Origin of the sequence: Vibrio sp. JPW-9-11-11, assembly GCF_013369335.1 — a bacterium.
Taxonomy (GTDB): Bacteria; Pseudomonadota; Gammaproteobacteria; order Enterobacterales; family Vibrionaceae; genus Vibrio.
Map to the genome: position 1 here is coordinate 76,939 of NZ_SZQJ01000008.1, position 12,460 is coordinate 89,398.

The following is a 12,460-nucleotide window of genomic DNA, read 5'->3' on the forward strand; positions in this document are numbered from 1 at the left end:
CACCTTAGAGATAAATCGCTTGTTCAAAACCAGACGAGTCGCCTTCACCTAAACTCATGACCTCACCAAAACTCACCACCCCTTGCATCGCCAACTCCATCGCCGACGCCAACAAAGGTTTATAGTGTTCAGATTGACGCGCAACTCGGGCAAACCCTACCGCGTCGTTGGCACGCAACTTATCCATCATTTCTTGCTCAAGTTCGAGCATTTCGAACACACCAATACGGCCACGATACCCGGTCAAATTACAGTTCTGGCACCCTTTGCCCACCCAGAACTGAGTACCTACCTGGTTAGGGAAGCGCTGAGCCAACCACTGTTTTCGCCCTTCATCCAATGGCTCTTCGGTTTTACAGTCAGGGCACACTTTGCGCACTAAGCGCTGAGCGACAACCGCGCGCACAGCACTGGCCACTAAGTAGCCAGGTGCCCCCATATCCATCATACGCAGCGCACTATCAACGGCGTCATTAGTGTGTAGGGTGCTTAGTACCAAGTGCCCCGTCAGCGCAGCGCGCAATCCTATTTCGACCGTTTCTTGATCGCGCATCTCACCGACCAGAATAATATCCGGGTCTTGACGCAAAAAGGTGCGCAAGACCGTCGAAAAATCGAGGTCTATCTTTGGGTTCACTTGCACCTGATTCACTCGCGGCAAGCGATATTCAACAGGGTCTTCAGCCGTAATGATCTTTTTACTCGGCTGGTTGAGCTCGGTTAGCGCGCCATACAAGGTGGTGGTTTTCCCCGAACCTGTAGGGCCTGTGACCAAAATCATGCCGTGAGGCCTTTTCAACTGACGTCTTAAACGAAGCAGCAAGTGATCTGGAAGGCCGGATTCTTCAAGCTTACGCACGCCCGCAGACTGGTTGAGCAGACGCATCACCACAGATTCACCATGTTGAACCGGCATAGTCGACATCCGGATATCCACCGACTGACCTTTAGTGCGGATATTGAAACGTCCATCTTGTGGTAAACGTTTTTCCGAGATATCAAGGTTGGCCATCAACTTAAGCCTTAACACTAAAGCGGATGCGATATTGACCTCGTTGAGCAAAGTTTCGTGTAACACACCATCAATCCGTTGACGTAGGCGCAACACGTTGGCATCAGGCTCGATATGAATATCAGACGCGCCGACCTGAATCGCATCCTCAAATAAAGAGTTGATCAGCTTAACGACCGTCACTTCTTCGCTGTCGTTCCCTTCGATATTGAAGTCGAACGCCTCTGTCACTTGATGCTCGGCTTGCAACTGCTCCGCAAATGAAGCGATTTCTTTGGTTCGGCGATAGTAGCGATCAAAACCTTCAACCAATTGCTTTTCGGGTGCAATAACAAATTCAATACTGTATTGCCCCAACTGACCGAGCAACGCTTCTTGAGCAAATAGATCGGCTGGGTCGCTCATGGCAACCCGCAAAGTGTTGTCTTGACGACCAATCACCAAGGCCCGTAATCGTCGTGCATGCACTTCGGGTAATAGCTGGACCGCATCGATATCGACATTAGCCCGGCTTAAATCGATCAAAGGAATATCCAACTGCTGAGCGAGAAAGCTCAGCATTTGATGCTCAGTGAGGAAACCAAGCTCAATCAACGTCGCGCCGAGCTTTCGCCCTGTGGTCTTCTGTGCGTTTAGCGCCTGCTCAACTTGCAACTCGGTAATGATGCCCTCTTCGACTAATAGATCGCCCAGCCGTTTTCTAAGTTGAATTTTCACTGTGGCTGCTCCTCTAAACGGCGGATTAGGGCTAAACGATCACGGATAAACTGCTGTGACTGGCTAGACAAACCAAGCTTAGTCAACGCCTCACCATAAGAGGCCTTGGCTTGAACAAGTTCAAACGCTCGCTCCTGTTGAATCGCAAGCCCGAGCCACCAGCGCCCACTGTCGGGTTCAAGGCGGACAAGTTGCTGATAACTGTTTAGGGCGATTTCGTCCTGCTTTTGCTTTTGCGCTAACGCAGCGCGCAAAGATAAGTATTCAATCGAAGCTTGCTCTGGCATGGCGCTAAGTACAGTCAGTGCGGCCGGAGCCTGCTGCTCTTTGAGCAACATTTTAGCTAACGCTAGCCTCAAATCGACATCCTCGCTATTGAGCGCGATGCCTTTTTGCAACAAGGCTGCCGCTTTGCGTACTTCACCTTTGCCGTAATACAGCGCAGCCAAACGCTGACGAATGCCGCCATCGTTTGGGGTATAACGCAGCGCTTGATGATAGGCTTCCAAAGCTTGCTTGAGGTTGTTGTTATCAAGGGCCTTCTTACCCCGAGTCGCAGCTTTCTTAGCTAACTGCTCTGCCGTGAGAGACACTTGCTCCACCACGAGCTCGCCTTGAACTACGTCGCTGACTGGCTGCGCTGACTGCACTGAGCTTGACGAGCGAGCGTTAACGTTCGAAGACACTTGCTTGGGTTGGCTAGAAGGTTGCGAAGCCGCTTTGGACTCTGATTCAGCGCTCGTAGAAGAGGCAAGCTTAGTAGAGGCTGTCCTTTTTGGGGTTACCGAGGTGCTTGGCGCAACAAACACTTCGGTAGCTGTTGAAGGTTTACTGGTAGGCGACATCGACACACTTGTTTCAAATGTCGCGTCAACTTGCGCAGGATACACGGCTTCAGACGGCGATTGCTGCGAAATAGCCCAACCACCCACGGCCAGGCTGGCGGCGAAGCTGCCGACCACCCAAGCAACGACAGAGCGACTTTTGACCGGTTTAACCTCGGCACGGGTTATTTCCACACCTTGCTGTGTCGTCTGATTGGACAGCTTTGCCAGCGCTCGATTAATGGTACTCATCGCTTAACTCCATCCCCACAGTAGCGGGCTTTTGAACTTGGGCTTACAACTGTCATAGGTATCATGAATCGCTCGAAAAAGTTGGTGATTACTCACTTGTTTTAGCCCGTCGCCACATGTTAGCACTAACGCTTTGTGGCATATTTGATTGATCAAACGGGGGTAACCGTGACTCGCGCGCCAAATCGCTTTTTTGTGGTTCAAACTAAACAGTGTGGTCTGCCCACCGACTTTCTCAACTCGGCTATCGATATAGGCCACCACCTCTGCGACGGTTAAACCGCGTAACTGGGCACTAAACGTGATGCGTTGGCGCAGTTGGCGTAAATGGTGAGAGGCTAACCGCTCATCCAGCTCAGGCTGACCAAACAACACGATTTGCATTAGCTTGCGTTGTTCCGTTTCTAAGTTGCCAAACAATCGCAACACCTCTAAGGCCTCATCGCTTAACGCCTGAGCCTCATCAACCAAGACAACAACTTGCTTACCTTGCTGGGCTAGCGACATTAGTCTTTGTTGAATAACGTCGACCACTCGATTCGGCTCAACATAATCGACGCCAAGTTCATTGGCCACCGCCATACGCAATTGATCGCCATCGAGTGCTGGATTAGGGATCAATACCAGCTCAACATTTTGCTCCGCGTGCTTGATCAGCATGCGACACACCATAGTTTTACCTGTCCCGACCTCGCCGGTGACCTTAATGACGCCCTCCCCCATGTCGAGCGCAGCACGTACGGTATGAATCGCCTCATAGTGAGGCGTCAAGCCTAAGAACATTTCTGTATCGGGCGTCAGGTGGAACGGCAAACTGACCAGCCCAAAATGCTCAAGATACATCGCGATTACTGCTCGTCAGGGAACCATTCTTGGAGCAAGTCACGCGAGCGTTCTAACTCTTTCTGCCACGTGTTGACGCCCACCACAGAGGGTTTCAACAAAATGACCAGCTCGGTTTTCTCTGTGTACTGACTGGTATTTCTAAATAGGTGCCCTAGCCCAGGAATGTCTCCCAAGAATGGGACTTTGGATACTCTGTCTTGCGTCGCGGATTTCATTAAGCCACCAATCACCACCACATCGCCGTCTTGGGCGCGAATGACAGAATCCGACTCACGAATAGCACTTGTCGCCAACGGTAAGGTTAAATCTCGGTCACCATAGCTGATACTTTTGTTTTCCTCTTTCACCTCAATCACCGCAGGATGGACGTGCAATAGTACATTGCCTTGGTCGTCGATCTGTGGCGTCACATCGAGGGAGATGCCAGAGAAGAAGGGGGTCAATTCAACATCCGTTGTGGTGTTGGTACTTGAGGTGCCCGTGTCAGTGTTGGACGAGAAATCCGTTACAAAATAACTGTCCGTACCCACTTTAATCACCGCTTTTTGGTTATTAGACGCCGTCACTCTTGGGCTAGACAACACATTGAGGTCACCCTGGGTTGCCATAAAACTCAACACAGCATCAAAACTGCCGCTCGAAATGACCAAGTTAGACTGCCCGCCCAATAAGTTCCCAATAGCATCCAAGCCCGGGAGTACCGCCGGAATAATCGCCCCTGTAGCATCTTTAACGACAGATCCCTGTCCGATGGAATAGTTAGTACCATTGGAACTGAACGCTTTCGACCAATTGATACCTTGCTGGTAACCATCGCTAAGAGTCACTTCAAGTATTTTGGCTTCTAATATCACCTGTCGATGCATACGCTGTTGCGAAACCCCCAAAAAGTCACGGACTTCACGGATCTCATCAGGATAAGCGCGCAGCGTTATCACACTGGCCTGCGGAGTTACCACCACACTTTGGCCATCACTTGAACCAATTAGCAGACTGACCGCTTGCTCCAACTGAGGCCAGAAGTCGCTCTCGCTGGAGGTTTCTATCTCTGTGCCACCTTTGGCTGAATTGTAGCGACTGCTCGAAGACGATGAAGAGTTATTGGATGAGTTAGACGAGCTACTCTCTGACGAACTGCTAGAGCCCGACTCAGGGTTGGTCACGGTCCCCGTTGAAATTGAAGTAATCGATCGTCCTGAGCGCTTAAACTGCAAATAGTCGACAGGAATCGTCACGGTACGTAGCCCCGCCGGATACACCTGTATCACGCTGCCCGTTTTGGTGATCTGATAACCGTAGATATCCTCGACCACGGTCAACACTTCATCTAAGGAAACGTCATTTAGATTAACGGTAATGGTTCCAGACACGTTAGGGTGGATAGCTGCACTATATTCTGTTCCCTTAACCAAACTGGCAAAAAAAGCTTTCGCTTCAACTTGATTGGCTTGAACACGAAAACGTTTGATGGTCTGTGACGCTAGCTCTCCGGTGGTCGATAACTCCGGCATTAAATCGGCTTCAACCGACGCCGGTAGGCTATCTAAACCTCGACTGTTGTTGTGATTGATCGCTTCATTGAGAGCTCCTTTTGCCTCAACAGGGTCGCGATGCCCCATTGAACAACCAACCAATGTTGAAGCAATCGTGATAGCTATAGCGAGTCTACGCATAAATTCCTACAAACCTTACTGTTTCACTTCAAGAGAGAAGAGGGATAACTTCCAAACTTTATCACCACGTGAAAGCGTGACGCTTTGTGGTTCGATGTTCCTGACCGTATAACCGCTCACACGTTCACCTGTAAGCAGTGACTGCCCGTTCAACACCGCACCGCAGGGCGTGTCTGTTAAACAAACAATGCTCTGCAATTGCGGCAGCGGTGGCACACTTTTTGTCGCTTTAGCACTTGATGAAGAGGCCTCCCAGCCGAGAGGAGCGGTTGGGTCTTGCTTAGCGTGTACGCCAAATATCGCGCCAACGGCCAACAGTGACAGTAATAATTTAACCACCGATAAACTCCTGCCTGGTGCCTAAGGTATAAACCGTGAGGACTAACCGTGACTGCGGATAAGACTCCACTTGGTAGTCGAAACTACGCCAATAGTACTTGACGGGCATACCTTCAAGTGTTTCTAAAAAGTTGACGATATCGAAATAGCGCCCGGAAAGTTCGATCCTAACCGGGTGTAAAAAGTATCCCGTGATCCCGTGTTGTTCGTCTGGCGGCACAATCGGCTCACTGGGCAATGACTCTAAACTCATTAACTTGAGCCGTTGTGACCCTAGCAACACGGTTTCTAGCATGCGCGCCATTTCACTCGGTGTAATCAAGCTTTCAACCATTTGCGCTAGCTGTTGCGAGCTTTGCTGACTATCGATCATCAACTGCTTGAGTTGCTTATCTAACTCTAAATCGGGGTCTCTGTTGAGCTTCGCTTGCATCACGAGCGTGTCCGCTTCAAGCTGTTGGTTATTCAGCTCGATATTGTCAATCTGACGGTTTAGCTGTTGATTAGTTAGATACATAGGTTCGACAACCAGTGTCAACAGGCCAAATACAACCGCCACAAGTCCACACAAACTGATCAATAGCTTTTCTCGCATGCTCATCTGAGCAAACTTTTCATTCCCTCTTTGCCATACACCACTCATCTATCGTCCTCCCTCTGGGTGTAAAGCTCAAAGGTAACGACTTCTTGATCGTTACGACCTATCTTGAGCTGCTCAAAGGTTCGTCCTACTAAACTCAACTCACTGTTAAATTGATTCACCCAATTAGGGATCGCTTGAGGGTTCTGCGCTAAGCCAGTAAGGTCCAAGCGTTCAGCATTCAATCGAATACGGGTTAACGAGATATCACTTCGTCCTAAATTGGCCAACGAGCGCATAACTGGCGAATAACCCACTTGTTGTGTTTTATCGAAGCGCGCAACGGCTTCTAGAGCGCGCTGATTGGCATCTATCTCTAATTGTAGTCTAGCGACAGCGGCCTCTTTCGCAGCAGTCGGCTTATGTTGCGCTAACTGCTGTTGCAACCGTTTTACTTGCTGCTGCAGCTCGGATTGATGGCGCTGAGACTCAGAGAGTTGTTGTTGATAACCGCTTTGTTGATAATAAAAATGGGCACTCATAGCGAGCAATAGGCCTGCCGCCACGCCCCAAACGCCGATTACCGATGTTAAAGTAAAATACTCTTTTTTTGGCTTCAGCTCTTGCGGGAACAGGTTAATGTCGGCGTGGTTCAAGTTTTCGCAGACTTGCAGCAAGGTTTCGCCAGATAGCAAAGGGGGGTCAGAAGAATCCGACGGCTCAAAAAGCAGGTCTACTTTGACGCTGAGACGCTCGTTAAGCGCGTCAACAATCTCTTGCTGCGACTCCTCATCACAACAGATCAACATTTTATGTAACGCTGTGGATCGTAACTGAGAGGAAAGGTAGTCAATCGATCGCTGCAGCTCTAAGGCGATACCATCAAGCTGTAATATGCTGCTGGCAACCCCCGTCAGTGGCGGAGTAACGCCACGCATGGTGCGTTGGAAAGCATTTTGAGCATCGACAAAAGCACAAACACGAAATGGGCCATGCTGACTGCGTTGTAACAGTAAAAAATTCTGCAGTTCACCCGCCGAGTGTCCCCAAATCTCATCTTCGACCAACACACGCTCAAGCTCTACCGATAAAGCTTTCAGCGATTGGTAAAGCTGACTAATCAACGCTCTTTCAACCACATAGACTTGCAACTTGTTGTTCGCCGACAAGGGCAAATAGTCTAGGACGACATCCGAAATGCGCTCACTCAGCAAGTCTTTGAGCAAAAATGGCAGCGCCTGCTTAAGCTCTTCCTCAGGAACATTAGGTTTGTCAATTTGATACGTTTTATACAGCGACGAATGCAAAACGATATCGACCTTAGCATTGACAACTGAATACTCACGTAGAGCCTCTAGCAACACCTGTTGCCACGGTTGATCATTCAGTGCTAGGTGGGAAGGGAGTTCATATTGGGTTGATGACGAGAAAAAAAGAGCACGCGGCTGAACGACAACGGACAGACGCGTTGCCGATGATTCTTTGCCTGTAAATCTAGCTATGATTGAGGATAGCGTATTGTTTGTCATTATATTTTCCGCCATCGATTACGACGGCCAATCTGCACTTTGCGTTCTGGTTGTCTTACGGGTGGATAAGAAGCTTCGGTTGGGATCAACTGTGATTCTTCACACAGATAGCGGCCTTGAATACCGTGCACACCGATCTCCAAGCACGTCTGATATTCGGCTTTATTGTCGACACCAACGGCTATCAGTTTAGTCGCTAACCCCTCACACGCACCGAGTAAACTTCGAACAAATAATTGATTTTCATGGCGCTGGTCAATTCGTTTGATCAAACTCCGATGCAGTTTTAAGTAACTCACCGGTAACTCTTTTAAATAGTGGGTACTGACAATGGAACGCCCCGCTTGCCCTACCGCTACCTGACATCCTAAACCAACGATCATTTTGGTCACGGGGCGCATATAGTCGAGGTGTTTTACCAAGCGCGCTTCCGTAAACTCAAACATCAAACGCTGGCGAAGATCCATACTGAGCTGTAATAACTCATCACGAAACCATTTAAAGTACTCTCTATCTGCAAAAGGTACCACATGGAGGTTGATAGAGTAACTCTCTGAAGGCTCTGATTGTTTCAAATAGTGAATAATGGCCGAAAAAGCTGCTTTATCGAGCACACTTTCATAACCTACTGATTCAATTGCTGAATTAAAGCGTGATGCTTTTATCACGCCTTTTTCTGGATCATTAATTCGAGCAAACAGTTCATAATGGTCACTCTGATGCTGTTGTTGCGATCCGAGTAAGTAACAAGGTTGTGAGAAAATGTAGATACTCTCGGGTTTAAGCGCGACATCGAATAAGGTACGCCAACGCACGCTACCACGCTCATCTTGCTGGCTAACATGCTTGTGAAAACGACTCCACGTATTAATCCGTTGCAGTTGTGCGCTTTTCAAAGCCGTTTCCGCCTCATCAATAATACGCCCCTGACTTTCTCCTTCGCGATACATACTGACCCCAATGTGGGCCCAGTTGTCTTGATCTAGCGGCGCAGGTGGCGTCAGTTTCGTGACCTGATTTAAGCACTGAACCGCAATGTTTGATATATCCTTACTCGATAGGCTGGGCGCAAAAATCGCAAAATCTGAGTTGTAATAACGAGATAAAATCACGTCAGGATACCGCTGAATCACATTGTTGAGCCCTTCACCAACATCAACAACAAAATCATTGGCCGCCGCTCTGCCTTGCTCTTCTTCTATCTGATCCCAATCATCAATCCTCAAGATCAACACGCCACCATGAGAGCCACTTTCTGACAATGCGGCTTCAAGTTTGCTATCAAACAATACCCGGTTTGCCGTTCCGGTTAGTTGGTCCAGAAAGGTCTGAGTTCGGATGAACGTATCAAAACGGCTACGTTCTTGACGAGCATCTTGCAGTTCTTCGATCAACCGATCCAATGCCTCGCTTGCGGTGTATGGCCATTCACTGTGATCGCCCTTGGCGTACTCCTCCACTCGCCCCGCTAATATCATCCGACCGCGCTCTTCCAGCATTTCGGAGCCATGCAACTGTTCTTTAAGCCATTTTAAACCGCGCAGCAAACAGAACACGACGAATCCTACCGCTAAAGTAATGGACCATAACGCCTGCATTGAGTAGCCGTATCCGATATAGGGGGGAATCGCTTTGAAACGAATTTGATAGCCGCGGTTTCGCTCTAAGACATATTCAGTTTCGTAGAGCAGTGCTTGGTCAACTTTGGACGTGGTATCTTTAAAGCGATAGATAACCCCATACGAATTCAGCAATTCCATTTCGACGACGCTCGAAGCCTGGAGCATTTTTGGCATCCAGCGTTGTAACGAGTAGGCCGCGTCTGGGTCTTCCATTTCTTTATCAACCACATCGACAATCCCTTGCAGCGAGTGGTCTAAGTATTCCTGCCCCAAACGTTTGAAAGAGAGCGTACCGCCTAAGAAAAGGATAAACATCGCACTGATAACAATAACAGTTACAAATGCAACCAAGCGAGTACTCAGTTTTAAGGTAGGGGTATACCTCATGAATGTAGAATTCCTTTTCTAATAGTGTAAGTTTGGCCGTCTAACAGTTGAAGTGATGATGATATTAGTTTCGTCAACGACTTGGCGATGAATCTCTTTCTTTACTATATAAAAAAGCCGCGACTAGCGCGGCTTTTTTTCAATAACTCATCGTTAGAATGGGATGTCGTCATCAAAATCCATTGGTGGCTCATTGTACTGAGGCTTGGCTTGTTGCGGCTGAGACTGAGGCTGCTGAGCAGGTTGATGCTGCATAGCAGGCTGTTGTGGCTGTCCCCAACCACCTTGTTGCGGCTGAGATTGTCCCATGCCTTGCGCTGGCGAACCACCTTGAGCGCGACCACCCAACATTTGCATTACCCCGTTGTAACCTTGTACCACAACCTCGGTCGTATAGCGGTCTTGGCCATTTTGGTCTTGCCATTTGCGCGTTTGTAGTTGGCCTTCAACGTAAACTTGTGAACCTTTGCGTAGGTACTCACCAGCCACTTCAGCCAGCTTGCCAAACAGTGCAACACGGTGCCACTCGGTTTTTTCACGCTGTTCGCCAGTCGCTTTATCACGCCATGATTCAGACGTTGCAATGGTAATATTGGCCACTGCGCCGCCACTTGGCATGTAACGCACTTCTGGATCAGTGCCCAGATTACCGACTAAAATAACTTTGTTCACTCCACGGCTAGCCATGTTTCGCTCCGTCTAAATTGGGTTGTACAGAAAATAGCGTATTAGGATAACACGCTTTACGCTCGCGACAAATCTCTCCGCCACAATGTCTGCTCAGTTTGGTATTCAACATCTAGGTTGGCGTTTTTTTAGAGTCGTCTCAAATTGTAACGATCCTGAGTAATCGCATAATTACTTGGCCATATGAATCGCGACGCAAAGCCTCAACCCAAATTCGCGCCATTTATCTAGTTACGTCACTCTGAGTCTAATTTATACAACATAAGTACTAGAGGACAGTATGGCTAGAAACATTTATACCCGAACCATTTCATTTCTGTGTGACGATCCAAACATCGGTTATCCCTTTATCGATAAGCTAGAACAAAAGCTGGGAATTTCAATACCGCGCATCTTACCAAACGAGCTGTCACTTGCCCTACAAAAGCACAAGCATCGCATTTTATTAATCGATCACCACAACTATACCCGACTAAAGAGCCAGGTTCGTGGCCTACCTTTGGCTGATAAGTCGTTTGAAACTTTGGTTTTCAATGTTCGACAACGATTAACCACTGATGAAATACTGGCCTTCGGTCACCTGAAGGGCATTTTCTATAAAGATACTAATATCGATCTGATTGTGCGCGGCTGCGAAGCTGTGATCAATGGCGAAAACTGGCTGCCAAGAAAAGTGACCGCTCAGTTGCTGTTTCACTACCGCAGTATCATCGATACTCAAACCACACCCGCCACTGTCGATTTGACCGCCCGTGAAATTCAAATCCTACGCTGTTTAATGGATGGCGCGTCTAACATCCAAATCGCAGACGATATGTTTATCAGTGAGTTTACCGTCAAATCACATCTACAGAAAATTTTCAAAAAGCTCGGCGCGAAAAATCGTGTACAAGCTGCGGCTTGGGCTAAGCAACATATGAGGCACTAGTGAATAGTTAAACGTTTCACAACTTTTTGAACAATCTTGGCGCACACTGATTATCTGCACCAGCAATTCATGATAAGGTTGCGCCAGTTTGATTCATAATAAATATTTGAAAGGGTTTAATTGATGATCAAGAAATGTCTATTTCCAGCCGCTGGTTATGGAACCCGCTTTCTACCCGCAACCAAGTCGATGCCGAAAGAGATGATGCCCGTGGTCAATAAACCGCTGATTGAATATGGCGTTGAAGAGGCGATTCAAGCGGGGATGAATGGTATGTGTATTGTCACCGGGCGTGGCAAGCATTCGATCATGGACCACTTTGATATGAACTACGAGCTTGAACACCAGATCAGCGGCACCAATAAAGAAGATCTACTGATCGACATTCGCGATATCATTAATACCGCTCACTTCACTTACATCCGTCAACGTGAAATGAAAGGGCTCGGCCATGCGATTCTTACCGGGCGTGAACTGGTCGGTGACGAACCTTTTGCCGTGGTACTGGCTGATGACCTGTGCGTTAACGAGCAAGAAGGGGTGTTGTCTCAGATGGTGGCGCTATTTAAACAGTTCCGCTGCTCCATCGTTGCCGTTCAGGAAGTACCAGCCGACGAAACACACAAGTATGGTGTCATTTCTGGCGAGATGATTAAAGACGACATCTACCGCGTCGACGACATGGTCGAAAAACCTGAGCCAGGAACAGCGCCGAGCAACCTTGCCATTATTGGCCGCTACATCCTTACCCCAGATATTTTTGAGCTGATCGAAAACACCGAGCCCGGTAAAGGCGGAGAAATTCAGATCACCGATGCGCTGCTCAAGCAAGCAGAAGCAGGCTGCGTATTAGCCTACAAATTTAAAGGTCAACGTTTCGACTGCGGTAGTGTTGAAGGCTATATCGAAGCGACCAACTACTGCTTTGAAAACCTCTATTTAAAAGACACCAAGACCTCAGAGCTTGGAAAACAAAAAACCACCAAAGAAACGATCTAACCTCCCGCTTTCTGCGTATTAAACGAAGGCCGCCGATGCGGCCTTTACTGTTTTTTTATCCAGTA

General features: G+C 48.3%; 11 protein-coding genes. 2 read left to right on the forward strand and 9 right to left on the reverse strand.

Annotation, left to right across the window (positions count from 1 at the left end):
• Positions 1–4 precede the first annotated feature (4 nt).
• The 9 genes from FCU94_RS11855 to FCU94_RS11895 form a co-directional block, all read right to left on the reverse strand.
• On the reverse strand, positions 5–1,729 hold the full coding sequence (locus FCU94_RS11855; RefSeq protein WP_176288744.1) for a GspE/PulE family protein: 1,725 nt from the start codon (positions 1,727–1,729) through the stop codon (positions 5–7).
• Positions 1,726–2,805, reverse strand: a complete 1,080-nt coding sequence (locus tag FCU94_RS11860) for a tetratricopeptide repeat protein (protein ID WP_176288745.1) — start codon at positions 2,803–2,805, stop codon at positions 1,726–1,728. Before FCU94_RS11860 ends, FCU94_RS11855 begins: the two co-directional genes overlap by 4 nt.
• A gap of 3 nt (positions 2,806–2,808) precedes the next feature.
• Entirely contained in the window at positions 2,809–3,648 is an 840-nt protein-coding gene (locus FCU94_RS11865) for an ExeA family protein (protein WP_176288746.1), read from the reverse strand.
• 5 nt (positions 3,649–3,653) lie between these two features.
• Entirely contained in the window at positions 3,654–5,324 is a 1,671-nt protein-coding gene (mshL, locus tag FCU94_RS11870) for a pilus (MSHA type) biogenesis protein MshL (RefSeq protein ID WP_176288747.1), read from the reverse strand.
• Between the two features lie 15 nt (positions 5,325–5,339).
• On the reverse strand, positions 5,340–5,663 hold the full coding sequence (locus FCU94_RS11875) for an MSHA biogenesis protein MshK (protein WP_176288748.1): 324 nt from the start codon (positions 5,661–5,663) through the stop codon (positions 5,340–5,342).
• On the reverse strand, positions 5,656–6,306 hold the full coding sequence (locus FCU94_RS11880; RefSeq protein WP_176288749.1) for an MSHA biogenesis protein MshJ: 651 nt from the start codon (positions 6,304–6,306) through the stop codon (positions 5,656–5,658). Before FCU94_RS11880 ends, FCU94_RS11875 begins: the two co-directional genes overlap by 8 nt.
• Positions 6,303–7,772: an MSHA biogenesis protein MshI gene (locus FCU94_RS11885; protein ID WP_255199260.1), complete on the reverse strand. Its 1,470-nt coding sequence runs from the start codon at positions 7,770–7,772 to the stop codon at positions 6,303–6,305. The genes FCU94_RS11880 and FCU94_RS11885 overlap by 4 nt, the downstream gene beginning before the upstream one ends.
• Entirely contained in the window at positions 7,772–9,781 is a 2,010-nt protein-coding gene (gene csrD / locus FCU94_RS11890) for an RNase E specificity factor CsrD (protein ID WP_176288750.1), read from the reverse strand. The genes FCU94_RS11885 and csrD overlap by 1 nt, the downstream gene beginning before the upstream one ends.
• 153 nt (positions 9,782–9,934) lie before the next feature.
• Positions 9,935–10,468 carry a single-stranded DNA-binding protein gene (locus FCU94_RS11895; protein ID WP_176288751.1) on the reverse strand — a complete coding sequence of 178 codons (534 nt, stop codon included), beginning with the start codon at positions 10,466–10,468 and terminating at the stop codon, positions 9,935–9,937.
• Between the two features lie 280 nt (positions 10,469–10,748).
• Here FCU94_RS11895 and FCU94_RS11900 point away from each other — a divergent pair, with 280 nt between their 5' ends.
• On the forward strand, positions 10,749–11,396 hold the full coding sequence (locus FCU94_RS11900; protein WP_176288752.1) for a response regulator transcription factor: 648 nt from the start codon (positions 10,749–10,751) through the stop codon (positions 11,394–11,396).
• A gap of 123 nt (positions 11,397–11,519) precedes the next feature.
• Positions 11,520–12,395, forward strand: a complete 876-nt coding sequence (galU, locus tag FCU94_RS11905; RefSeq protein WP_176288753.1) for a UTP--glucose-1-phosphate uridylyltransferase GalU — start codon at positions 11,520–11,522, stop codon at positions 12,393–12,395.
• Positions 12,396–12,460 lie beyond the last annotated feature (65 nt).